Origin of the sequence: Pseudomonas sp. NPDC087598, assembly GCF_044743525.1 — a bacterium.
Lineage (GTDB): Bacteria > Pseudomonadota > Gammaproteobacteria > Pseudomonadales > Pseudomonadaceae > Aquipseudomonas.
In genome coordinates, this window is the sequence record NZ_JBIUWQ010000002.1 from 107,449 (window position 1) to 131,723 (window position 24,275).

A 24,275-nucleotide genomic window follows, 5' to 3' on the forward strand; every position below is an offset into this window, starting at 1 on the left:
TATGGAACTGCAGAACTATCTCGCTCGCCGGCCACCCGACTACGCCAATACCGTAGCGCTAGGCGGTTGCCTGCGGGCGATGGTCGAGGCCGGACTGGATCGTTTGCCGTTGCCGGGCAGTGGCCACACGCTGGAACGCTTGCGCCATCTGGCCGATGTCGGCGGGCATGATCTGGGCTTGTGCAAGCTCTACGAAGGTCACACCGACGCGCTGGCGATCATCGAGCAATTGGGTGGTTCGCCAACGCCCGGCAGCACTTGGGGCATGTGGGCCGCAGAACCGCCGCAGGCGCGAGTGCAGGTGCGCCCCGCCGGGCACATGGTGGCGCTGCACGGGCGCAAGGCCTGGTGTTCCGGCGCGGCGGTGCTCAGCCATGCGCTGCTTACCGCGTGGGATGCCGATGATCAGCAGCAACTGGTGGCGGTCGCACTTGATCAACCGAGCGTGACCATCACCGATCAAGGCTGGCAAGCGGTGGGCATGGCCGCCACCGGCAGCGTCGAAGTGTTGTTCGAGGGCGCCGAGGGTCAGGCCATCGGCAACCCCGGCGACTACCTGCAACGCCCGGGTTTCTGGCAAGGCGGGATCGGCATTGCCGCCTGCTGGTACGGCGCCGCGCGGCAGATTGCCGAGGCGCTGCGCCAACACTGCGCGCAACGCGAAGAGCCGCACGCCCTCGCCCATCTCGGCGCAGTCGATGCGGCATTGCAAGCGGCGGCCGATGTCCTGCGCTTCAGCGCGTTGCACATCGATGCGCATCCCGAAAACAACGCCGAACTGCTCGCCCGGCGCGCCCGCGCTGTGGTCGAACAGTCTGCCGAACAAGTGATCCGCGACGTCGGCCGCGCACTCGGTGCCGGGCCCTACTGCAAGGATCGGCATTTCGCCCGACTGCTCGCCGACCTGCCGGTATTCCTGCGCCAGAGCCACGCCGAGCGCGACCTCGCGGCCCTCGGCCAAATCGTTGCCGCGCAACCGAAAGAGGCATGGACGCTATGAACGCCGTCAAAAAAGATAATCCGATCGTCGGCCAAGGCACGTCACTGCACCAATGGCAGGGCTCGCGGCATCTGGCGCAACTGAAAAGCATCGACATTCTCGATCTGGTGCCACCGGGCTCGCGTGCTGTGATCATTGCCCCGCACCCTGACGACGAAGTGCTCGGCTGCGGCGGCTTGCTGCAACTGCTCGCCGCCGCTGGCCGCCCATTGCAGCTGATCTCTGTGACTGACGGCAGCGCCAGTCATCCCGGTTCCGAGCGCTGGCCCGTCGAGCGCCTAAGCGTGATCCGCCCACAGGAGTCCGCCGAAGCATTGCGGCGTCTCGGCGTGCCAATGCATCGTCTGAAATGGTTGCGCGGCGGCTTCAGTGATACGCAAGTGGCCGCTCAAGAACAGCAACTGTGCGAATTTATCGAGCGCCATCTGCGCCCTGACGATGTGGTCTTCACCACATGGTGCGAGGACGGCCATTGCGATCATGAAGCTGTCGGTCGCGCCAGTGCCGAGGCGGCGCGGAGAGTCGGTGCAACGTGCCATGAATTGCCCGTGTGGACGTGGCACTGGGCAACCCCGGAAGACGCCATCGTGCCGTGGCAACGGGCGCGCAAGATTCTGCTGTCGCCCGCACAGGTGGCGCGCAAACGCCATGCGGTTCACGCCTTCGCCAGTCAACTGGAAGGCGATCCAGCAGCGGGGCTTGATCCGGTGCTGGCGCCGTATGTGCTGGATCGCCTGCTGCAGCCATTCGAAGTGGTGTTCCTATGAGCGTCGAAGATCGTTACTTCGACGGTCTGTTCGCCGGCAGCGACGACCCGTGGGCCTTTCGCGAGCGCTGGTACGAACAACGCAAACGCGCAATCACCCTCGCCGCGTTGCCACGCCCGCACTATCGCTCGATTTTCGAAGCGGGCTGCGCCAACGCTGAGTTGAGCGCCGAACTGGCCACGCGTTGCGACCGGTTGCTGTGCTGTGATACGGCGAGCGCCGCGGTCAAACTGGCGACCACTCGACTGAGCCTGTTTGATCACGCGCAGGTGCGGCAAAGTCGCTTGCCGGGCGACTGGCCGGAGGAAAAATTCGACCTGATTGTATTTAGCGAGATCGGCTACTACCTCGATGGCAAGGATCTGACAGACGTGATCCACCGGATCAGTGATTGCCTGACGGCCGACGGGCAATTGCTCGCCTGCCATTGGCGTCCGCCCATTGATGGCTGCCCGCTGAACGCACGACAGGTGCACGACCTGATCCACGAGCAGTTGAAGCTGCCGCGTCTGGTCCTGCATCAGGAGGCGGATTTCATCCTCGAAGTCTGGAGCCGTGAGCCACGCTCCGTGGCCGCGCTGGAGGGATTGCGATGATTGGCATTCTGATCCCGGCGCACAACGAAGAAGACCTGCTCGATGAGTGCCTGAGCGCAGCAATGCGGGCGAGTCGCCACGGTTTGCTCGCCGGCGAGCGGGTTGAAGTGCTGGTGGTGCTCGACAGCTGCACCGACCGCTCGGCGCAAATCGTCGCCAACTACCCGGTGCTGAGCCTGCACATTGACGCCCGCAATGTCGGTCAGGCCCGTGCCGCCGGTGCTCAGGTGCTGCTGGAGCGCGGCGCCCGCTGGATCTCCTGCTCGGACGCCGACAGCCGCGTCGCCGATGACTGGCTGGTGGCTCAGCTCGGATTGGGCGCCGACGCGGTCTGCGGCACTGTCACGGTCGAACGCTGGCATGAGTCATTCGATGAGGCGGCTCAAATCCGCTACCACCGCCACTACCGCGCCTGCGATGGTCATCGGCATATCCACGGCGCCAATCTAGGCGTCAGCGCCGATGCCTATCGCTGGGCCGGCGGCTTTAAACCGCTGGCCTGCGACGAAGATGTGCAACTGGTGCGAGAGCTGGAACTGGTCGGCGCCAACATTGCCTGGAGTCATCGCCCGCAAGTCCATACCAGCGCGCGTTTCGACAGCCGCGCGCGCGGCGGATTTGGCGACTATTTGCGAGAATTAGCACAGATAGAGCAAAAAAATACGGATCAGATTGATCTGTGACGCGACGAACTGCATTACTTGAGCAATACTTTGCTGCGCGGCAATCCAGGGTTCGGAGCGTCGCACGGCAATCAACCAGCCTTCACGGGTCGGCCGCGGCAGATATTTTCATGACCACGGACACGACTGAGGGCGAGACCACACAAGGACGTCGCACCCATGAAACCGTTATCGCTCACCGAAAACAGTCCGTCGGCGCAAATCTGGAACAGCGCCCCGCAACTGGACAATATTCCCGTCATCAATACCCGCAGCCTCGTGCCGCCCGGCGCTCGCGCCGTAGTGATCGCCCCGCATCCCGGCGATGAAGTCGTCACTTGCGGCGGATTGCTGCAATTACTTTCAAGCCTCGGCCACCCGTTGCAGCTGCTGTCCATCACCGACGGCAGCGCCAGTCACCCCGGCTCACGGCAATGGTCGGAAAAACGCCTTAGCGTGTTTCGCCCGCAGGAAAGCGTCGAAGCCCTGCGCCGCCTCGGTCTGCCGATGCACAGCCTGAAATGGGTGCGCGGCGGTTTCACCGACAACGCTCTGAACGACCAACACACTCAGCTCACCGAATTCATCGGCCGCTACCTGCGCCCCGGCGACGTGGTGTTCAGCACCTGGCGCGGCGACCGCAACGACGATCATGAAGCGGTCGGTCGCGCCAGTGCCGAAGCCGCCGAACTGGCCGGTGCGACCTTCCACGACGTGCCGGTCTGGGCGTGGCACTGGCCGGAGCGCGATCAGAAACTGATCCCTTGGGAACGCGCCCGCAAACTGCGCCTCGACACCTGGACCGTTGCGCGCAAGAGCCACGCCACCCACGCGTACGCCAGCCAGCTCAAGGGCGAACCGGCCATCGGCATCGCGCCAATGTTGCCGCCGGTCATCCTTGAACGGATGCGTTTGCCCTACGAAATCGTTTTCGTCTGAATCACATGGCACACCCTGCCCCGGTTTTGAGGGCTGACGATGGCTCGGGCTGCGTGCGGAAGATCGCCCCGTAGAAACCCACCCGCACCTGTCAGGCTCGCCAAGTGCGTACCATCAATCAGTCGCGGCCCTCCAAGCGCCCCTCGAAGTTACGGACGCTGCAACCGGCTGCTCCGGTGCTCCAGATAATAAACAGGTAAAACAACCAGCAGACAAAGGGCCAAAACAATCAACCAGAAATCAGCAATTGCCAAGCTTTCACGCCTGTCATAGAGCCAGCCAAAGAACAACAGTCCGCTTGACAACCCCAGCATCGCGCTTAATGACGAACAGCCAAAGACAGTGCCTGTAGATTTCGAACCGACGAAATTCGCCAAATGGAAATCCACGATAAACATCAAGTAAACTTCAGCGAGGCTAAAAACGCAGATACCCGTAAAAAACCACAATAACGACCAGGGCGACGAACTGATACAAGACAATAAAAAAAACACCAGTGATAAAAGCAGGACACTAAAGCCATGAGCAACTTCAAGGTGATAATTGGCAATAAGACGTGCCACCGGCAATTGAAGAAAAACCACCAGGACCGCATTGAGTGCAAACATGAACGCGACCGAAGTTGCCGATTGCAACTCGACCAGATAGAGAGGAAAAATCAACTCGAACAGCGAAAAAAACAAGAAAAAACAAAAATTCGACACTAACAAAAATCTGATTTTCGGCAATCTCAACGGCGCAAAGAGTTGAAGATAACCTCCGTTTTCGCTAACCGGAGCCCGGAGTTTTAACCGCTTTAACACAAACATCTCAACCACAGCGACCAGGCCGTACACACCGCAGGTCGTCCAACAGATGGTTGAAAAGCTATAGGACGTGAAAAAAATCCCCACCAGTGGCCCAAGGGCAATACCGGCATTGATTGCCATATTGCGCAATGCAAACGAGAGAGCCTTATCCGCATCGATCTCTACCAGAATCGACTTTCCGGCGGTCTGAAACGCTGCCGCGCCTGAGCCTCCTGCCGCTGCTGCGATTGCCAGCAGCGTAAACGAATCGGCAATTCCCAAAATAAAAAACGACAGCGCTCTTAACCCAAGGCCCAGAAACAGAAACACACGTACATCGGTTTTATCGATAGCGATGCCAATGGGCAACGTGAGGCCACGTTGAGCGACTGATGAGATGATCAGCAGCAAACCTACATCAGCGGCACGTAAGCCCAGTGAATTGACCAAGTGGATTGCGTACAACGGTGTAACAAGATAGGTCCCCAAGGAAACCAGAAAGAGCCCACTGACAATATGATTACGGGGTGACTGTAGAGTGTGAGTTATCGAGCTCAACGCGTTAGTACTCCTGCAGACGTTTTATAAGTTGCGAGTACATGTCCTGGGTCAAGTGGAATGTTTCGATACACACCGGTGCGGGTTTGTCGATCGCCAAAGAGGCGACCAGATCGAGATCAAGGTAAACCGCATGGAACGACCATTTATCATTTATGCACGACACCTCTGAATCGACACATAGACGGCTTTGCGGAGCGTGTGGGTTTTTATGAAATTCATATCTCTCACGATCAAACGAAAGCCCCTCGCCTTGTGCTTTTGAATACGCCTCCTTCAATGTATGTATTTCAAAAAATGAGCGTCGCTGGTGAGTGGGTTCTTCACAAAGGATCGATCTAATTTCATCGTCGCCAAAAAAACGCGTCGCCACAGGAAAAAAATCAAATCCGGGGTTGAGCCATTCGATGTCCACGCCGAGTTCGCCGCTTTTTGAAAAGGCAATGGCAAAACAGTTTGATGTGTAGCTGACACTGAAACTTATGTCGTGCCCCACCACCCGGGGCTTGCCAAATGAATTTTTCTGGAAGCTGATATGTCTGGGATCGACATTGATGTAATGCCCGATCAGTAAACGGATACAACTGTGAGCGAGCCAATATCTGGTTTTCGACGCTTTGTCATGACGCCGCTGCCCGGCGGTGATTTCTTCCATGCTCAGCACAAACTCAACTGCACACCAAGCTTCGGGGCTTTGGATCTGGCAGTACCAGACATGAACGTTGTCACGGAGAGGTTTCACTTTTCATGCTCCTTGCAGGCCTCCCGCTTAAACTGCTTACTTCTCGGCGGTCAAAGCATAGTTGGAGATAGTGATCTGTTGCATCTGGGAGCTGCCCTCGATAATTTCCAGGGCTTTCGCATCGCGAAACAAGCGCTCCACACAAAAGTCGTCGCTCAAGCCATTTGCGCCATGCACTTGCAATGCACGTGCGGTGACACTAACGGCCGCTTTCGATGCTACGTACTTGGCAATGGTTGTTTCATAGCCGGCGTGGCATGAGCGGGCCATGCGTTGAGAGGCCGCACGTTCACACAACGCATGAGCGGCGTGAACCTCACTGGCAGCATCGCCGATCAAACCCTGGACCAATTGAAACTCGGCAAGCGGGCTACCGAACTGAGTGCGTTGTTGCGCGTAACCGATCATTTGTACCAGCGCTTCCCTGGCAACACCGCATGCGCCCCACGCCACGCTGTACCGTCCGTTATCAAGGGCAGACATCAGGAGCAACTGTCCCGAGCCCTCCGCGCCCAGTAATCGTGTGTTCGGCACAACCACCTCATCGAAAGTGATTTCTGCCAGGTGCGAAGCACGCTGAGAAAGCAGATTATTGATCGGCTCCACTCGTACCCCGGGAGCGCTGCGATCAATCAGAAAGGCTGACATTTGCTCGTCGCATTTTGCAAACACGAGAAAAACATCCGCGATTGCTCCAAAAGATATCCACTTCTTGGTGCCGGAGATAACGTAGTCAGCGCCGGACTTGCGATAGCGCGTCGCAATCCCTCGGGTATCCGAACCGTGAGCAGGTTCACTCACTGCAAACGAGGCAATCGTTTCGCCACTGACCAGAAGTGCAAACCAGTGGCGTTTTTGCTGTTCTGTCCCCCAGCGTGAAAGTGTCTCTGTGACCAGGGAACAATGCACAGTCAAGAGTGTTCTCGTCGAAGAGCAGGCTCGCCCGAGCAACTCGGTAAACAAGCCATATTCAAGGGCGTTCATTCCCAGGCCACCTTGCTCTCGAGAAATATTAATCCCCAGGTAACCATGCGATGCCAGTAGCTTTAGCAGGCTACGCGGCAGTTGCTGTGCCTTGTCGAACGCCGCCCCGTGAACATGTTCATCAATAAAGGTTTTCGCCGCCGCCAGAAAAATCTTGCCTTCGTCTGTAATCATGAGTCATCTCTGTTATGTATCCGAAGGGGCTGTGAACAGCCAATGCCACGGCTCATAGGCATAGCCGTAAATGTTGTCTCGGGGAAATGACATTGAGAAATTGAATTCATGCGCATTTTTTGTCAGCCAGCGAAAGGCTTCAGAGTGTTCAAAATCTTCTTCCAGATCGACAAAACCTGGTGCGCCAATATCGATTGCTCTTGCCGAGTGATGTTCACTGTATCCCGGTGGCGCATTGACCTTGAGAATGTCGTCTATCAACTGACCCCGGCCGAGCTTATTCCTTATTATCGTGGCCTGATAAGCAATACTTCGGTACGTTGACAGAGCGTAAATGTCAACACCCTGTACCGCCGCAGCGGACCGCATAGTGGTCCAGGCCTGAGCCGCGAACACATCCAGCAGATATTTCCTCTCAGTGAGTTTCCCTTCGATTTCCACCATTATCGCGGGCGGTAACCAGAGCGAAAGATGCTTTTCCTTGACGACATTACTGCCAATCTTGAACTCGTCAAAATACCGCGCTATTTCATCAGTATCGGATGCCATGATCGTGGTTTTCCTGGAGCTCAACACGCTGAGCTCTGCTAATTAAATCAACCAGGCGGTTTTCCACCTGATAACTGACTCAACACCTGCAAGGACAGCCAGGCCTGCGTCAATGAATAACTATGCCGCCTCTGCCACACGTCGAATATGTGGCTTGACGTCACCCGACATTTTCCTGTTTTCACTGTCCATCAGCGCACCCTCTGATTGCCCTGCCCCCAAGCTCTATACACACTTGCAATGTCCTGAATTTAAAGGGAAGCGACAACCTTCATATAATCGGGAAAGTCAGGAATCACACTCAAGTCATTACTCAATAATTTGACATCACCGCAGTCTTGCGACTCCTTGAAGTTAGCCAGGCCGTAGATAATCTGCATTATCCTGTTGCGCCCTGTCGGCTTGTACTCTGCCGTTAACTCAAGGCCCCGACTCGCTGCATACTTCATAACATAAGTCAGAAGCTGAGCACCTACACCGCGACTCATGACCCGACAGGAAACCAGCAGCATTTTTACGCATAAAACATCTTCGCTATGCTCCAGCAACACAAGGCCTATTTTCCCATAGGAGCCGTATCTATCCGCCAGCTCGCAAACCAACAATAGGTGGTCGGGCGAATGACAAAAGGCTTTAAGCTGATCGTAATCGTAAGTTACGCCGGTTGCGTTTAACTGGTTAGTCCTTATGGTTAACTCTTCAGCTCTTTGCAAGTCTGACTCTACGGCGACGGATATGATCAACTGCATATTCAAGGTGGCCAGGAATTCGTCGCTGGGGCCTTGAAAATCCCGTTCCGCGCAATCACGCACCTGCTGTTCAAGGTATCGTTGACGCCTTGTCGCGCTCTCCACGGTAATGAAATCAGGCATGAGCATGGGCGATTGCAGGAGCTGCAAATAGTGCTCAGCATCAAAGCAGTGCACCTCGGGACAGGCCGCCTTTACTTCGTCGCGCTCAAACGTCTGATCATCAACCAGCATGAACGTGTCGAGACCGATATTTAATTTTTCGCTCAGGCGCTTTATCGAAGATGACTTCGTATTCCAGTTGATTTGCGGAAACAAAAAATAATCCGACAGCTCATATTTTCGAATAATCGTTTGTGCGAACTCTGCGTCATTTTTACTGGCGATTGACTGTAGAATTCCGCGAGCATCCAGCGCTTTGACGATGTCTACAATATGTAGCTTCAAAGATACTTCAGGGTCTTCCGAAAGCACACCGTGCCACAGGGTTTCGTCCAGATCCCAAACGACACATTTGATTTTTTTTTGCGAAGACAAGTCAACGCCCTCCCAAATACTGTCTGGCGAAGGTTTCCAGCTGATTAAACCGGAAGACATCGGCAATTGAAATTTTAATATCGAATCTTTTCTTTAATTTATACAGCAGTTGAATCGCCAGCAGAGAGTTGCCGCCCTGTTCAAAGAAATTCTTTTCGTAATTGATAACGGACTCATCCACGGACAGCACCTCCGCCCACAAAGATGCCAGTTCAATGACTTTAGCCGGCGCCCTCGGACCTGATCGGTTAACCGGCGACATTGGTTTGACCCGAGGCGCAGGCAAAGCCTTTTTGTCCAGTTTGCCAGAGGGAGAGATCGGAAACGCCTCGCAACCAATAAAGTGTTCAGGAACCATTGAGACTGGCAAGCAGCCGATACAGTGCTCCCTTACATCGACAGGCACCGTCGGACGTATCCAGGCACATAAACTTGCCACCCCATCCACGTTGCGGACGTCCACCACAGCCTCTTGAACGGCAGGATGTTGCAGTAGCTTCTCGGTAATCTCCACAGGCTGGATGCGGACTCCACGAATCTTGATTTGGTCATCCCTCCTGCCGAGAAAGTAAAAGTTTCCGTCACTTCCCAACCGGACTTCATCGCCCGTTTTATATAATCTCTGGGCACTGGAAACGTGTTGATATGGATTAGTGACAAACGAGGCATCTGTCATCAGCGAGTCATTCCAATAGCCAATCCCCACGCAGGCACCGCCTAAATATAATTCTCCTGTTGTTCCAGGCGGACATAAACGCTGACGCTGATCCAGAACCAGTGCCGTGACATTGGGAATAGGCCGTCCAATCGGATACGGTGGCACGGCATTGGTCAGATTACTGAAAATGCAGCCGATTGACGCTTCTGTCGGACCGTAGACATTGAGCAAAGTCACCTGCGGATATTTCGCGGTAAAACGCTTCGTCGCAGTACCTTGTAATGACTCGCCCCCCAGAATCAGATACCTGAGCGAGGCGAGTTCAGCCAGCGGTCGATTGGCCTTTATCAGTTGCTGCACAACGACATCAAATACCGAAGGCACGAAATCAATGATATTGACCTTGTACTTGTAGATGCCTAGTAGCAAGCGTTCTACATCAAATGCCAGGTTTTCTGTGGGAATGAAAGCTTGCCCGCCTACGGTTAACGGCCAGAGCAACTGCCAAACCGAGCTGTCGTAAATATGCGAGGTGGTTTGTAACGTTATCGGCTTTTGCCCTTCCATCAGCCCATGGGACATCCAGTCAAAACGGTTGCTGATACCCCGTTGCGCGATCACAGCCAGCTTGGGTGTACCGGTTGAGCCGGAGGTGAAAATCCCATAAACAGGTGCGTCACCGTTGTATTGTACAGATGCGATGGGTGAAGCCATTGCCATCGCGGACTGGTGCAGCGGCAGGCGGATGACGTGGTAGTCCTCGCCAGGCTGCGTGTGGAAGTTCGCGGCGCCAACGACCACCCGGGTTTCACATCGTCGGATGGCGTCAAGGATTCTGGTTTCTGGCCAGTTCGCTTCAATCGGTACAAATCCCGCCCCCATCTTGTTGATGGCTAACCATGCAGACACAACGTAGCGGCTTTCCGAAGAAACAACCGGTATCAGTTGCCCCGCGGTGACGCCAGCCCCTTTCAATGCTTGCGCAAGTGCCGAGACTTCAGCGTCAAGTTGCGCGTAAGTCAGATCGCCTTCGGGAGACCAGATCGCGATGGTATCGGGTTGGCTATGGACGTATCGCGAGTAGCACTCGTAGACGGACAGCGGGTTCTCACCCCGCGTTTCTGTCGGCTCCATGTACTCCAGAAGGCTGTTGACCTGTGCGTCGCTCAGCATCGGCAGTCCACACAGACGCGAGTTACGGTTGATGACGATACCGGTCAATAGCCGACTGAAGTAATCCACATATCTCGCAATTGTGTCTGGCGAAAACATCTCTTTTGAGTACTCAAGCTCGCACTCGATGTCACTTCCATCCTCATAGATCGTGAGGCACAGGTCACCGAGAACCGTCGGTTGGTTCAGACGCAGATCATCGGTTTTTATCTGTTGCGGATTGAGCCTTAGCTCAGGTCGCTTCTGCACCGACAACATGACGTTAAACAGATGGCTCGAAATAGCCTCAGGGTCAACCTTCAGGGTTGTCGAGAGATGAGAAACGGGATACTTCTGGTGTTCCAGCGATAACGCGACTGACCGTTTCACCTCCGAGACAAAGTCGGCGAGCATCAGATCTTCATTTATTCTGATGCGTACAAGTACCGGGTTTACGAAGGTACCCACCATATGTTCAGTGTCTGAGGACGATCGTCCCGACGCGGGACTGGCAACGGCGAAATCATCCTGGTTCGAGCATCTGGACAGCATCAGTGCAAAGGCACACAGATAAAGAACGTAGGGAGTTACAGCGTACGCAGAGGCCGTGTTCTTGAGCTCGGCGAGCGTCTCTGGCGGCAGTGTGAATCGATGCGATGCTGCATTGAATGTTTTGCGTTGCGGCCTGGAGAAGTCGCCCGGCAACTCCAGCGGTTGTAAATCCGAAAGATGCCTGGACCACCATTTTTTATGCTGCTCATAGTCAGTACTGATCATCCACTGACGCTGCAGACTGATGTATTCAACGTAGGATTTTGCCGGTGCCAGTGCTGGCGTTTTTTCACCGCAAATCAGCGCAGCATAAATAGATTGCAGGTCCTTGAACAAGATATTCACAGCAACGCCATCAACAGCAAGATGGTGCAACCCAATAAGCAAGTGATGACTCCTAGGCCCTGTCGAAATCAACGTTGGCTTCAAAAGAGCAAAATGGATATCACCCATCCGATTGGAGGCAAGCACAGCGATTTCTTCAGCAAGCACGGACTGAAGATCGGCTACAGATTCAATGACATTGAGGTCGACGCTGGTTCGCTTTACATCTCGTACCGTTTGAAGAGGAATACCATCATGAGCGGTAACCATTATCCTCAGACAATCGTGCCGCTCAATCAGCATCTTGAAGGCACGCGAGAGGTTTTCAGTATCAAGCGCCCCCTCAAGCCTGAACCCATATACAAGGGTGTATAAGCTTTCGCCAGATGACAAAAATTGCGAAGCCCATATCTGCTCCTGAGAGAACGAAAGCGGTACGCTGTGCTCTGCGGTCAGTGCGTGTTGGCGAACCTTTTTTTGCCGTGGGGAGTTGTCAATCATTGATGACACTTGGCGCAACGTGAGCGCATCAAAAAAAGCCGCAAGAGACAGTTGTACATCGAAGTGGTCTCTGATCATTGACAGTAATCTGCTGGCGATCAGTGAGTCTCCGCCAGCAGCAAAAAAGTTGCTGTCAATGTCAATCCACCCCCCAATTTCCTGCCTGCAGATTTCAAGCACACAATCCTCAGTTTCCGTCAGAACGCCGACACCGCTGATCGACGGCGTTGGTGCTTCGAGAAACAGATTTTTCAATACAGTCAGGCGGTCGATCTTTGCGCTTAACGTCAGCGGTAAAGAGTCAACGGTTACGATGTTATGCGGAAGCATATAAGGCGGGAGCGCGAGCTTGAGCTGGGAGAGCATCTCCGCTGTAGACGAAGGCGTGTTGTCGTCACGTGTAACCACAGCCACTAACGATTCAAGACCTGTGCTGAATCTGTATTTAACGACTGCTGCTTCTCTGACACCGTCGAGCCGACGTAATGCCGACTCCACCTCTGCGGCTTCAATACGATGTCCTCGCAGTTTTATCTGGTTATCCTTACGCCCGAGGTGCAGATAGCTGCCATCGTCCAGCTTTCTGGCCAGATCACCGGTGTAATAAAGCCGTTGGCTGCGGTGATTAACCTTGGCGAATGCTTTCTCATTGTTTGCCCGGTCGTTCCAGTAACCCAGCGCAAGGTTCTCGCTGCATAACACCAGCTCGCCTTCATCTTCCACTGCTCTATGCAGCGAATCCACCAGCAGGATTTCCATGCCTTCGACAGGTTTCCCTACGCTCAGCAGGCCTTCTGGAACGCTATCTTTTTGACTGTAATGTGCCTGCAGAGCAAGTGTAGATTCAGTCGGTCCCAAGCCATTGACGAGCACCGCGTCTTTACTGAACAGTTTTTTGAAGTTTAAGAAGTCGGTGCCATAAGCGGCTTCTCCTCCCAACACAACTTTGCGCACGCTTGGGAAATTGACTCCCTTGGGAGTGACGGCACAGAGTCCTCTGAAAAGGGTTGGCGTAGAGTGATATAGCGTAATTTCATGTTCATTCAACCAGGCGGGGAGCGCTTCTACCCCCGTCGTGCGGACATCGAAAACATACAATGTGGCGCCCGAGGTCAACGCGGCAAAAATATCCATTAATCCGGCGTCGACGCCGACCGCTGGCAATAGGGACAGGCGATCGTGACAGGAAATATCCAGGGCGTTTTTGTAGATATCAATCTGGCGCATCAGATTGCGGTGACTCTGAAAGACCCCTTTGGGTGCGCCGGTCGATCCAGACGTGTACATAATGTACGCCGTACTGCTCACCTCTTTTGGTTCAACTATCTGCTGAGGTTTCTGCGTGCACAGCACTATCTGCGAGTCACTTTTCAATAGCGACGTGGCCCGCGCGTACAGCGCCTCATCCGTCACTACGAGGTCAATTTCGGCGTGTTGCACCATTTCCCGAAGGTAGGCATCAGGATGAGAAACATCGAGAGTCACCCAGGTCTTACCCGCATGGATCGTCGCCAAAATACCTGATATCGCCTGCGACCGGTGTTCGAAAAAAACCCCAACGTTGCCTGAGGTACTAACTCCCTGCGCAGCAATACATGCCCCTAATGCGGCTACGTGATCAAATAATTCGGTATAACTCCATGTATCAATCTCATCAACCAAGGCTAATTGTTCAGGTCGGTTGATAACTTGAACTCGCAATTGGTCCAGAACATTAGAGGCGCCGATATCACATTGCCGCTCCGTCATTGCATCTTCCCTGATCAATTATTATTGAATAACTCTACAAATCATGAAGTACTACGCCAATCACATTCACAGCATCAATAAAACTCAAACGCTCTAGCAAAACCGCGTATTTGATCCACAACCGCGCGCGCATTTTCTTCTTTCAGCACTGAGTGATGATCTCCCGGACAAACCACCTCGGTTATGCCATCAGAAAAACAACGGTCCCAGCCCAGTGCTTTAACTGACGTAGCGCAAGCTTGATCCTCGGCGCGAATAAATAAACTATATCGTCCACGCCGAGTGGGGACGCGATAACTAATTAAAGCCGTTGAATTGGCCAGGTAGACCGCAAACAACGTTCGCAACAATGCTATTGACTGAATACCGCTAACGAAAGAAGCCTGCTCCAGCATTGTCGCCATACAGGACCCATCGATTAACGCGTTCGGTGAAACCGCAGATTGATAATCTTCCGCGGTCTGCTCACGCGCCATTGCTTCGACAAAACCCGACATGACCTCGTGCAAGTCAACGCCGCCGGCATCCTTGTGCAACATTTTTTGCGAATCAATTATTACCAGCAAGGCCGCAACCCCTCTGGCTCTCAAGTTCGCAACCGTTTCGTGCGCAATAAGCGCTGCGAATGACCACCCGATTACAATGCAAGTGCGTTTCCCAAAGGAGTCAAAGATACCCTGCGCATAATCGGCCCCCATGGCGCTGACAGATAGTTCCGGCAATGCTTGTCCATCAACGCCTTTCGCTTCAACCCCCCATAGCTCTTCACCGGAGTCTAGAAAGCCGCAAAGATGCCGATACGGCTCGATGAAACCGCTCAACGCATGAATACAGATCCACACGGGGCCCTGGCCACCTGGTTTCATATTCACCCAGTGGCTAAACTTTGAATGGCTAGACATTGTTCAGCCCTCCTCCCTGAACTAAGTGCAGCCGATCACGCGGCTTTTTTTCTATCAATGAACTGCGAAACCGCTTCGATACTGCAGAGGTTAGCCGGTGAGATATCGCTACCGTCGACGACGATGTTGAAGGTGGATTCTATCCATTGGATCAACGACAACGCCCTCAATGAGTTCATACGGCCCGAGGAGAACAGTTCATCGGTCGCTTCGACATGTTCGATCCCGGATAACTCACATATATAGTCAGTGACTTTTTTCTGCACACTATTGTTCATCATGAAGCCTCGCTATCAGTACTTATAGAAACCCGACTTGGTCTTGACACCCAGCTCACCCCTGGAGACTTTATCCTTCAACAGTTGCTTCGGCTCATAAATCTCGTTGTTCAGGCTTTCCTTCAGCACGATCAAGCTGTCAGCAATTACATCAAGACCAATCAAGTCCGCAGTGGCCAGTGGGCCGGTTTTATGACCGAGGCATTTTTCGAATAAATTATCCACTTGCTTGCAATCGGCTACTTGCTCTTCAACGACACCAATAGCTTCGTTGATTGCAAGCATCAATACTCGATTGATGACAAAGCCTGGCGAATCGTTTACCACTTCACAGTTTTTCCCGAGTCGCTTCAACACGGTGACAGTGGCATCCACTGTGGCTTGGGTTGTACGTGACCCTTTTGTAACTTCTACGAAATCACGCAAAGACGCCGGGTTCATGAAGTGGACCCCCAGGACCTGTTCCGGGCGGGAGGTGAATCCGGCTAGAACCTCAATTTCAATGCACGATGTATTCGAGGCAAAGATCGTTTCCTTGCCACAAACCACATCTAACTCCTGAAAAATCTGCTGTTTGACGGAGCGTCGCTCGGTCGCACACTCAAATACGATATCGGCTCTTTCAACTGAGTCCAGGTTGTGACGAATATCAATTTTTTCAAGGAGCCCCTGCACAGTGCCAACGTGTTCTGTTTTGGCTCTGTCCAACAACGTGGTCAACTGAAATGCTGTTCGTAGCTTCTCGACCGCAGACTTTCGGGCCCCTTCATCACTTTCAACCATGATGACCCTGAAACCCGCCAGCGCGGCATTTACCGCGACGCCAGAGCCCATGGTGCCCGCACCGATAACGCCGATAATTTCCATTTAATCGAGTCTCTTAGATTTCGTAACCCATTGTCTTGGCGAGTGCGATTGTCTTACTGCTGAACTGATAGTGCTGCGGTTGATCTTTCCAGCGAGAGGCAAATGTTTTTTCTATCGCCTGATGCTCATGGAAATTAGGATCCCCTGCGCCATCGATCATTCGCGCGCCTGAATAGGGATCGAGCACAGCCGGGTGAAAGGCAACGCCAAGGAACTCGCAGGTCCGACGCATTGCCACTTCGGCGTTCTCGACCAGGTCTTCATAACGCAAGATGATATGGCTGTCGGGAAGCGAGCTGACAAAGTTCATGATGTTGCTGTAATAGCGGAACCAGTGGTCCTCCGCCTGGGCAAACGGATCAGCCCAGCGATTTGTCGCAATGGCGCCAATACGGTTACGAACGTAAGACTCCATGACGGCACCGGGATGTCTTGTTAATACGACGAACCTGGAAGACTCAAACATATCAAGTGCACTTCTGAGTATGTCCGGGTCTCCCGCATAATCTGGAGATTTATCTACCAGTAACCGAGGAGCAGCCTGCGTCTGCATCAGTGCGAATGCTTGCGAAATCGAACTGTTGTTGGCCACCAGCTCTTTGACTTTTTCATCCGCTTCAGAGGGACCAATGTGATAAAGCTCCATTAATGCTCTCTGCAATCCCTTGCCAAAATGCTCTGATTGCAGATGTTCATTCCTCGCCTTCACGGTTGGATATCCCAGCAAATGCAACTCGGGCGGACAGAATAATTGGGGATGCCCGGCAAGCATGACCCGCAACAATGTCGAGCCAGAGCGTGCCGATGAAAGAATGAAGGCTGCCTGAGGGTTCTTGCCCCGGATCAAATGCTCGGAAGCAGACGACAAGACCGCCGGCACGGCTGAACGGGTTGTTTCTGAAGCGGCTGTGCCAGCCCCGGCAAGTGCGATACTTTCGCTAAAGACAACTGAGTTCACCAGCTCACACAGTGATGCAAGCGTATCTCGCCCCGTAAGCTCATGAGCATAGACCGGACGCCCGAGATCATGTTTCAGAACTCTCGTAAGATCAGCGATCAGAGCGTCATAACCCTTGATCTTTGCCGTATCCACAGACGCAATTTCATCGGAAAGCCGCCTTAAGACACTCAGCACATATTCTCTGGTCAAATCAGCACGATCTTCTTTGCAAGCATCCACAATCGCTTTTGCCACTGCCCCTTTAATCACAAGGTCATTACGTTGCATATGGATGCTTTTCGCAACGAACTGTGAGAGTTCGTCGATCGTTGGATGAGCGCGTAAATCACCGACATTCAGGCTCACCTGAAGCGACTCTCTTATGTAATAGAGCAGTTGAACGGCCAGCAGTGAATGCCCGCCCATCTCATAAAAATGGCTGCGGCCGGATAAATTATTATTACCAAACGCTCGCTGCCATATTTTCAGAATAATGTCGTAGACCGCTGAACTCCCGGCGTCTTTACCCACTGGCAAGCTGCCGACAGTTTCAAGACTGCTTTTTTCAGATCGTACTTGCGCAGCCGGAGCCCGGAAGGAGTCTCTGTTACTGGCGCCACTTGGCGATATCGCATGCCGTTTACGGCTATAGGGGTAAGTCGGCAGGGAGACTCTGCGTGGTTTATCGCGCCGCTCCAGCCCCGGCCAGTTTACCTCCACCCCTGCGCCCCAGAGAGTGCCCAGAGCCGCGAGCCATTGCCCATAGACGTCAGCCTGGATGGTTTTATCAAAGGATGTCAGGCAATTTACGGCGTTCTCGGGATTTATCAATTTCGCAAGATCTGCCAAATAACCTGCAGCGCCAAGCTCGACATAAACGGTATTTTGCTCTCGCGCCAGCGTCTTCAACGATTCCAGGTACTGCACGGGTGAAGACAAGTGATCTGCCCAATAGCCCGTGCTGTTTACCTGATCGTCGGTAATCCAGTCGCCGGTGACATTTGAAATGAACGGAACTTCAGGTGCCTGCCTGTCATACATGCCCACTATCGACTCCAGCGCGCCTGACGCCGGAGACATCCATTGCGTATGGAAGGCATGCTGGGACTGAATAACGTTGTAGAACACTCTGTCTTCTTTCAGCTTCCCCAGTACATCATTGATAGCGGACTCACAGCCTGCAATCACGCAAAGATTCGTCGCGTTTTCCGCAGCTATCGACACATTTTCATTGCAGTAACCGAGCAGTTGTTCATACGGCAATGCCACCGCCACCATCCTGCCTTTCGACTGCTTATCTATCAACCCGGCTCTTTTCGCTACCAGCCTCAACGCGTCTTCTCTGGAAAATACACCCGCCAAGGTGGCTGCCACGTATTCACCCAGGCTGTAACCAACAAGGCAGGATGGCTTTATACCTACAGATGCCCAGAGATCTGCGAAGCCCAGTTGAATACAGAAAATGAGGGGGTGAGCATAGGTAACATCCAGCATTGAATTGACGGACTGGCTGTCACTCCACCCCAGAGACTGCGTTGTTTCTGGTTGGCCAATGCTGCACAAGACCTGCATCAAATCGGTTTCGAGTTCGCTGTTGACGATTCTGAAGCTGTCTTCCAGGCTTTTCCTGAAAATGTCTGACTTGCCACACAACCTGACGGCCAATGAAAAGTCGTTGACCCCAAGACCCGGACACAGAAAGACAACCTTGTCCCGGCGTTCCCCAGCGTCGAATGATTTCACTCCGGGCACTTCCCGCTGAACCAGTTTCGTCAGTAAATCATCAGTCGATTCGGCAACTATTCTTCGCCGATATTCAAAGGCCTGACGCCCGACCTGCAGGGTGTTAGCGATGTCGGCCAAACTCGATTTCAAGGGTGACCGCAGGAAAGCAACCAATCTTTCCGTGATATTTTCCAGCGCCGCCGGAGACTTTGCTGCCAGCACAATAAGTTCTGGGCCCGTCGCTGCCGGCATCGGTTGCAGGGGAGCGTCGGCGGCCTCAAGAATACAATGTACGTTGGTCCCCCCCATTCCCGTGGCGTGAACGGCTGCCTTGTATTTAGTGCGCCACGGCTGCCGCTGTGTGTTGACAACAAAAGGTGTTTCGGAGAAATCGATCAGTGGATTAGGCGTTTGATAGTTGATACTCGGGACAAGCTCTTTGTGGTACAGGCAAAGAGTAACTTTAACCAGCCCCATCAAGCCGGCGGAGGTGTCGGTATGACCTATATTTGATTTGATCGACCCTATCGCTATTTTTTCATCTGTCGCTGTGTAGGCTTCAGCAAGCGCACTCAATTCTATCGGGTCGCCGATGACCGTCGCGGAGCCGTGCGTTTCAATATATCGAATCTCATCCGGGCTGACTCCCGCCATTTCCAGCGCGGTGCACGCAACGTCTTTCTGACCATCGACACTGGGTGCGGTAAAGCTACTCTTGCGGCCACCGTCATTGTTGGCGGCGCTTGCAGCAATGACTGCATAAATCCTGTCGTTGTCCTCAATTGCCTTATCCAGAGGCTTCAAAACAATCGCTACGACCGCGTCGCTGCTGACCGTCCCGTTAGCCTGGGCATCAAAAGGCCGGCATTTGCCATCTATGGACATGACTCCGCCCGATACTGCCAGACGGCCTTGGCGAGCAGGCCACGAAATGGCCGATGAACAAACCAGTGCCATGGATGACTCGCCATTGCGAACATGCTGGCACGCCATGTGCACCGCCAGGAGTGAACTCGAACAGGCCGACTTCACCAGTACACTCTGGCCTTCCAGGCCCAACTTGTTGGCGATTCGTAGCGGCACGAAATCGGCAAGTGTGCCGTCCAGCGTATAAGGCGCAGCCAGCACCTGCGGATCCAGTTCGCCCAACAGGAAATGCTCGTATTCAGAGCGACTGACCGATGCAAATACCGAAGTTTTTTCCCGGTAGGCCGGTTCGGCATAACCAGCATCTTCCAACGCCCCATAGGAACACTCGAGCGCCTGCCTCGCTTGAGGATCCATCAGATCAGCCTCCAGGCCGGAAAACCCGAAGAAGGCAGAATCAAAATATTCCTCGCTACCTATCACGCCACGAACAGGTACGTATTGTTCATCATTGATTAGCGAGGCAGGTAGGCCTTGCTGCTCTAACTCTTCAAGTAGAAAGCGCTGGGTACCGGATTTACCTTCTGTGAGCATTTCCCACAATTGGTCAATATTTTCAGCCCCTGGAAAACGACCAAAAATCCCGATGATTGCAACTTTATCTTGCGCCACAGCCTACCCCGTAGTGAGTCCACTCTCGATAAAAAGGCAATATCAATCCCGCCACCCCGCAAACGGAGTTGATACAACACTTAAGAAGTCAAGTCGCGCGAGCCAGATCGGCAATAACACCGACGATATCGATATCAGCCATGCGCAACATTTTCGGATAGAGACTGTTCCTCATCAATCCAGGTATGGAATTGGCTTCGAGAAAGAATATGTTGCCGTCTTCGCTGACGATAAAGTCAAAACGGCACATATTGGAGAAGCCGACAGAGGAAAATAAAGACACGGAGATCGCCTTTAACTTATCTGTCAGTGGACTGTCAGCGACAAACTCCTTGACTACCGACCCCACGGTATTTTTTTCGACAAAACCAAAGAAGCCTTCCCGAGATGTAATGCGCACTACCGGAAGCGGCCGAATGCCACCATCCGTCGTTCTCAAACAACCAACCGTGTACTCCACGCCGCAAATATACTGCTGAACGAGCGCATCGTTACCGCCCTCATAAATTCTTTCCAGTTGAAGGCTTACAAGACTCTCATTACCTTCTAGCGTGGCATATCGTTCGGTATCAATGGAGCTTCCAGAGGCGTTGGGTTTAATCACAACAGCGCTATGCAGTCCGCCAAGACCCGGCAGCGAATAATCAAGATCTTCGCCACTCCTGAGCAGAGTTGATTGAGGTATCCGGAGCAAGGGGCAGACGCTACTTGCATAATGAGACATGTGAAACTTGCTCATCGACAGGCTTGATGCCAACGTCGAACCAAAACTCCCTCGCAACCCCACCAGCGCAGCTGCGCCCTGTAAATGGCCATCTTCGCCGTGACGGCCATGCAACAGATTCAGGAGATAACAATCGTCTTCTTTCCATCGACGAAGCGCTTGCGCATAAGACATCGGGGTGCTGGATTGCAGATAAGCAGCAGCGTCCATGCTTCTCTGAAAGGCGTGCTCATGGACTAAGCCTCGAACATCGACAAAATATACATTTCTGATCGCCACACGGCTGTCTTGCAAACACTCATAGACGTAGCTAAATGAGTCAACTGAGGCATCGTGTTCAGGAGAGTTCCCGCCGAATACAATGGAGATAACTGATGCGGCTTCCATGCTATTGCTCACCCGGGCTTCCTTGGTCGACTCACATCCAGTGACTCAATCGAGCATAACCATTAATCAAGGTGCACACCTATTGGTTTTTTAAATATGGCCACAAGCCGCTGATATGCAAGGGTTTAACGGCCTGAATTTACGATTGAAAGCAAATTTGCTTGCAATACAGTCAGTAGCGATGCAAAAGTGCCTCACCCTGCCCTTTGGACACTGCCTCACTTGGGTGACATACAATTTTCTTGTGAACTGCACACGCTGTTCAAGGTCATTTGATAAACCCAGCGCATGTCCGCCGCCGATGTCCACGCGCCAATGAATGCCTGGACAAACTTGTGTTCTTACAGATCTGCCGTATCCGTATACCATGGCCGTTCTGCCACACGGGTGACTTTTACAGCGATTACGTGTATGTGCGCGGTGCAGATGAATAATTACTCAACAGGAAGTTGATCAATACACATGTCAGCAAAATCTTGGTTTTCTAAAGAGCTAAAAGAGTCGCAACGCCCTCGCCTGTATTGTTTTTCTCACGCGGGTGGCAGCAGCGCCATGTATTTGCCATGGCGTACTCAATTGGGAGAGTGTGTTGAGGTGTGTGCGGTGCAACTCCCGGGTCGCGGCAACCGTTTTCTGGAACCTTCACTCGAGAACATGGAAGAACTGGTTGTCGCAATAACCGATGCTTTAGTGGAACAGCCGCCGGGCCCATTCAGTTTTTTCGGACATAGCATGGGTGCATTGCTTGCGTTCGAAGTCTGTCGACGCCTGGAGTCTCTGAGACTTCCATTACCCGAACGGCTTATCGTCTCTGGATGCGACTCCCCGCAACATCTTCTTCCGCCCAAGGGATTGAGCCGGATGCCCAACGCACAGTTAATCGACGAGCTTCACAATTATAATGGCACACCGCTGGAAGTCCTCAGAGACTCAGACTTGATGGCATTACTGCTGCCTGCCATTCGCGCTGACTTTTCCCTCATCGAGAATTACCAATATCAGCCAGGCTCACCGCTGACAGTCCCCATCATTGCTTTCGCAGGCCGCCAGGACGAGGGACGTATATCAAACGTGGAAAAATGGCAGCGTGAAACCACAGCAACGTTTCAGCTGCACTGGTTCGATGGCGATCATTTTTTTGTGCAGTCTGATAGCAAAAACGTCATTGCGCGGATTCTTGACGAAGTCAGATAGTCCGCGGTCCTCCTGCAGCTTGCTTATATAAAGATGCTTCAGTCCTACCAGCCGCTATTGTCCAAACGGCGCTTATCCTTATGAATTTTTTGTCTTACCTGTATCGGCGTTCCTGGCCGCGTCTGTTAGCTGCTGTCCTGGCCAGTGTGGCCGCTGGAGCAAGTGGCGTCGCGCTTATCGGAATGATCACCAAAAACGTTCCAGGCACGGCCGGCCAACTCGCAGCCCTGTTCTTTGGCGTGTGTGCGCTGCAACTGCTGACGCGTACGGTCTCTCAAGTGCTCCTGTTGAATTTGACCCAGGGTTCCATACTTGATATGCGCCTGGACATGAGTCGAAAGCTGCTCGCTGCACGCTTGCAACTACTCAATCAACAAGGCAAGTCTGAGTTGCTGACAATTTTGACCCGAGACGTCGAGTCACTCATTGCCGCCATGACCATCATCCCGATGGTGATGACCCATACGGCAGTGTTGCTTGGCTGTCTGGCTTACATGGCCTGGTTAGGGTGGGAGTTGTTCCTGGTGTTCCTGACGACCCTTGGCATCGGCGCGTTCACCTACCACTGGTTCAAGCGCCACACGTTGCGCCAACTCGTAGCATTGCGCGAAGAGATGGGACAGGTGTACGGACATTTCCATGACCTGATTGAAGGCAGGCGGGAACTGCAGTTGAACGTCAAACGTGGCCAGATGTTCATCAGTGATGTGTTAGGGCCTGATGCCGTAAAGCTCAAGCGGTCTTACGTAACGACTTACTCAAGGTTGGCACTGATCACGAACTTTGGCGACATATTGTTCTACCTGGTGATTGGCGGATTACTTTTTGTAGCGCCGCAATTCTTCAGCTACGACACCAGCGTATTAACTGCGTTTGCGATGATTGTGCTGTATCTCACTGCACCGCTGAGTACCGCCATGAATGCGATTCCAGTGATCACTGAGGGGGTGATTGCGTTTCGTCAAATTGGCAAACTCGACGCCATGCTCACGGACGACTGGCAACCAGACGCCACCCCCGCCAATCCATTTGCCAATGGTGCGCCATTTTCACTTGCGCTAAATGAAGTCCGTCACCATTACCTGGGAGACAGTGCCGATGACCGTTTCCTGCTTGGCCCGTTGAATCTGAACATCGGGCATGGCGAAATCCTCTTTATTATCGGCGGTAATGGCAGCGGCAAAACCACGCTGGCAATGTTACTACTAGGCCTCTACCTGCCGGAGCGCGGCAAGCTTAGTCTTAATGGCGTGGCGGTCAATGAGCAGAATGCCGTTCATTACCGCAGCCACTTCTCCGCCGTGTTCGCAGACTTCCACCTCTTCCGTCATCTGTTACTTGAGCCCTCGGAAGACAGCAGCGCACAAGCGGCTCACTACCTGAACAAGCTGGGTCTGGGCAAGAAAGTCCAGATTGTCGATGGCATGTTTTCCACGTTGAAGCTGTCCTCAGGCCAACGAAAACGCCTGGCCCTCATCTCGGCTTATCTGGAAGATCGCCCGGTTTACCTGTTTGACGAGTGGGCTGCAGATCAGGACCCAGTGTTCAAGCGTGTGTTCTACCATGAACTGCTGCCCGAACTACGGGCTCGCGGTAAAACCGTAATTGTGATCAGCCATGATGATGCTTACTTCTCGCAGGCCGACCGGATTATCCGCTTACAGGATGGGAAGCTGATTACGCAGGTGGTAAACGAAAGTCACGAAAACTGCATGTAGAGCGTCCAAACGCTTTCGCC

At 53.3% G+C, this 24,275-nt stretch carries 18 protein-coding genes; 7 read left to right on the top strand and 11 right to left on the bottom strand.

Annotated features, from left to right (window positions below; all coding sequences use genetic code 11):
• Position 1 precedes the first annotated feature (1 nt).
• From ACIOWE_RS01990 to ACIOWE_RS02010, 5 genes are all read left to right on the top strand, one after another.
• Positions 2 to 1,000: an acyl-CoA dehydrogenase gene (locus ACIOWE_RS01990; protein WP_401386702.1), complete on the top strand. Its 999-nt coding sequence runs from the start codon at positions 2 to 4 to the stop codon at positions 998 to 1,000.
• The gene (locus ACIOWE_RS01995) at positions 997 to 1,767 is read left to right on the top strand and encodes a PIG-L deacetylase family protein (RefSeq protein ID WP_401386705.1); all 771 of its coding nucleotides are present in this window, start codon (positions 997 to 999) and stop codon (positions 1,765 to 1,767) included. Before ACIOWE_RS01990 ends, ACIOWE_RS01995 begins: the two co-directional genes overlap by 4 nt.
• Positions 1,764 to 2,363 carry an SAM-dependent methyltransferase gene (locus ACIOWE_RS02000; RefSeq protein ID WP_401386708.1) on the top strand — a complete coding sequence of 200 codons (600 nt, stop codon included), beginning with the start codon at positions 1,764 to 1,766 and terminating at the stop codon, positions 2,361 to 2,363. Before ACIOWE_RS01995 ends, ACIOWE_RS02000 begins: the two co-directional genes overlap by 4 nt.
• On the top strand, positions 2,360 to 3,046 hold the full coding sequence (locus ACIOWE_RS02005) for a glycosyltransferase (protein WP_401386711.1): 687 nt from the start codon (positions 2,360 to 2,362) through the stop codon (positions 3,044 to 3,046). Before ACIOWE_RS02000 ends, ACIOWE_RS02005 begins: the two co-directional genes overlap by 4 nt.
• 159 nt (positions 3,047 to 3,205) lie before the next feature.
• Positions 3,206 to 3,964, top strand: a complete 759-nt coding sequence (locus ACIOWE_RS02010) for a PIG-L deacetylase family protein (RefSeq protein ID WP_201238286.1) — start codon at positions 3,206 to 3,208, stop codon at positions 3,962 to 3,964.
• Between the two features lie 149 nt (positions 3,965 to 4,113).
• Here the strand turns inward: ACIOWE_RS02010 and ACIOWE_RS02015 are convergent, their stop codons facing one another.
• The 11 genes from ACIOWE_RS02015 to ACIOWE_RS02065 all read right to left on the bottom strand — a co-directional run bounded on the left by ACIOWE_RS02015 (position 4,114) and on the right by ACIOWE_RS02065 (position 21,343).
• Complete coding sequence (locus ACIOWE_RS02015) at positions 4,114 to 5,310, bottom strand: MFS transporter (RefSeq protein WP_401386715.1); 1,197 nt, start codon at positions 5,308 to 5,310, stop codon at positions 4,114 to 4,116.
• Positions 5,311 to 5,314: 4 nt separating this feature from the next.
• Positions 5,315 to 6,052: a 4'-phosphopantetheinyl transferase family protein gene (locus ACIOWE_RS02020; RefSeq protein WP_401386718.1), complete on the bottom strand. Its 738-nt coding sequence runs from the start codon at positions 6,050 to 6,052 to the stop codon at positions 5,315 to 5,317.
• Positions 6,053 to 6,088: 36 nt separating this feature from the next.
• Positions 6,089 to 7,210, bottom strand: coding sequence for an acyl-CoA dehydrogenase family protein (locus tag ACIOWE_RS02025; RefSeq protein ID WP_401386721.1), 1,122 nt, complete (start codon positions 7,208 to 7,210; stop codon positions 6,089 to 6,091).
• Positions 7,211 to 7,222: 12 nt separating this feature from the next.
• Positions 7,223 to 7,759: a D-alanyl-D-alanine carboxypeptidase family protein gene (locus ACIOWE_RS02030; protein WP_401386723.1), complete on the bottom strand. Its 537-nt coding sequence runs from the start codon at positions 7,757 to 7,759 to the stop codon at positions 7,223 to 7,225.
• A 251-nt stretch (positions 7,760 to 8,010) separates the two neighbouring features.
• Positions 8,011 to 9,045 (bottom strand): HAD-IIIC family phosphatase, encoded by a 1,035-nt coding sequence (locus ACIOWE_RS02035; protein ID WP_401386726.1) that lies wholly within the window; start codon positions 9,043 to 9,045, stop codon positions 8,011 to 8,013.
• 1 nt (position 9,046) lies between these two features.
• Complete coding sequence (locus ACIOWE_RS02040) at positions 9,047 to 13,981, bottom strand: amino acid adenylation domain-containing protein (RefSeq protein ID WP_401386729.1); 4,935 nt, start codon at positions 13,979 to 13,981, stop codon at positions 9,047 to 9,049.
• A 74-nt stretch (positions 13,982 to 14,055) separates the two neighbouring features.
• Positions 14,056 to 14,883, bottom strand: coding sequence for a thioesterase domain-containing protein (locus ACIOWE_RS02045; protein WP_401386732.1), 828 nt, complete (start codon positions 14,881 to 14,883; stop codon positions 14,056 to 14,058).
• 35 nt (positions 14,884 to 14,918) lie between these two features.
• Positions 14,919 to 15,164: an acyl carrier protein gene (locus tag ACIOWE_RS02050; RefSeq protein ID WP_401386735.1), complete on the bottom strand. Its 246-nt coding sequence runs from the start codon at positions 15,162 to 15,164 to the stop codon at positions 14,919 to 14,921.
• A gap of 12 nt (positions 15,165 to 15,176) precedes the next feature.
• Positions 15,177 to 16,028 (bottom strand): 3-hydroxyacyl-CoA dehydrogenase family protein, encoded by an 852-nt coding sequence (locus ACIOWE_RS02055; RefSeq protein ID WP_401386738.1) that lies wholly within the window; start codon positions 16,026 to 16,028, stop codon positions 15,177 to 15,179.
• Between the two features lie 13 nt (positions 16,029 to 16,041).
• Positions 16,042 to 20,232 carry a type I polyketide synthase gene (locus tag ACIOWE_RS02060; protein ID WP_401386740.1) on the bottom strand — a complete coding sequence of 1,397 codons (4,191 nt, stop codon included), beginning with the start codon at positions 20,230 to 20,232 and terminating at the stop codon, positions 16,042 to 16,044.
• Positions 20,233 to 20,320: 88 nt separating this feature from the next.
• Positions 20,321 to 21,343 (bottom strand): hypothetical protein, encoded by a 1,023-nt coding sequence (locus ACIOWE_RS02065; RefSeq protein ID WP_401386743.1) that lies wholly within the window; start codon positions 21,341 to 21,343, stop codon positions 20,321 to 20,323.
• A 462-nt stretch (positions 21,344 to 21,805) separates the two neighbouring features.
• Between ACIOWE_RS02065 and ACIOWE_RS02070 the strand changes: the two genes are divergently transcribed.
• Both ACIOWE_RS02070 and ACIOWE_RS02075 read left to right on the top strand, forming a co-directional pair.
• Positions 21,806 to 22,537: a thioesterase II family protein gene (locus tag ACIOWE_RS02070; RefSeq protein ID WP_401386746.1), complete on the top strand. Its 732-nt coding sequence runs from the start codon at positions 21,806 to 21,808 to the stop codon at positions 22,535 to 22,537.
• A gap of 80 nt (positions 22,538 to 22,617) precedes the next feature.
• Positions 22,618 to 24,255: a cyclic peptide export ABC transporter gene (locus ACIOWE_RS02075; protein WP_401386749.1), complete on the top strand. Its 1,638-nt coding sequence runs from the start codon at positions 22,618 to 22,620 to the stop codon at positions 24,253 to 24,255.
• The last annotated feature ends 20 nt before the right edge of the window (positions 24,256 to 24,275 follow it).

Bases quoted from the DNA above. Each gene is read 5' to 3' on its own strand.
- ACIOWE_RS01990 (WP_401386702.1), top strand. From the start codon at position 2: ATGGAACTGCAGAACTATCTCGCTCGCCGGCCACCCGACTACGCCAAT.
- ACIOWE_RS01995 (WP_401386705.1), top strand. From the start codon at position 997: ATGAACGCCGTCAAAAAAGATAATCCGATCGTCGGCCAAGGCACGTCA.
- ACIOWE_RS02000 (WP_401386708.1), top strand. From the start codon at position 1,764: ATGAGCGTCGAAGATCGTTACTTCGACGGTCTGTTCGCCGGCAGCGAC.
- ACIOWE_RS02005 (WP_401386711.1), top strand. From the start codon at position 2,360: ATGATTGGCATTCTGATCCCGGCGCACAACGAAGAAGACCTGCTCGAT.
- ACIOWE_RS02010 (WP_201238286.1), top strand. From the start codon at position 3,206: ATGAAACCGTTATCGCTCACCGAAAACAGTCCGTCGGCGCAAATCTGG.
- ACIOWE_RS02025 (WP_401386721.1), bottom strand. From the start codon at position 7,210: ATGATTACAGACGAAGGCAAGATTTTTCTGGCGGCGGCGAAAACCTTT.
- ACIOWE_RS02030 (WP_401386723.1), bottom strand. From the start codon at position 7,759: ATGGCATCCGATACTGATGAAATAGCGCGGTATTTTGACGAGTTCAAG.
- ACIOWE_RS02040 (WP_401386729.1), bottom strand. From the start codon at position 13,981: ATGACGGAGCGGCAATGTGATATCGGCGCCTCTAATGTTCTGGACCAA.
- ACIOWE_RS02045 (WP_401386732.1), bottom strand. From the start codon at position 14,883: ATGTCTAGCCATTCAAAGTTTAGCCACTGGGTGAATATGAAACCAGGT.
- ACIOWE_RS02050 (WP_401386735.1), bottom strand. From the start codon at position 15,164: ATGATGAACAATAGTGTGCAGAAAAAAGTCACTGACTATATATGTGAG.
- ACIOWE_RS02055 (WP_401386738.1), bottom strand. From the start codon at position 16,028: ATGGAAATTATCGGCGTTATCGGTGCGGGCACCATGGGCTCTGGCGTC.
- ACIOWE_RS02065 (WP_401386743.1), bottom strand. From the start codon at position 21,343: ATGGAAGCCGCATCAGTTATCTCCATTGTATTCGGCGGGAACTCTCCT.
- ACIOWE_RS02070 (WP_401386746.1), top strand. From the start codon at position 21,806: ATGTCAGCAAAATCTTGGTTTTCTAAAGAGCTAAAAGAGTCGCAACGC.
- ACIOWE_RS02075 (WP_401386749.1), top strand. From the start codon at position 22,618: ATGAATTTTTTGTCTTACCTGTATCGGCGTTCCTGGCCGCGTCTGTTA.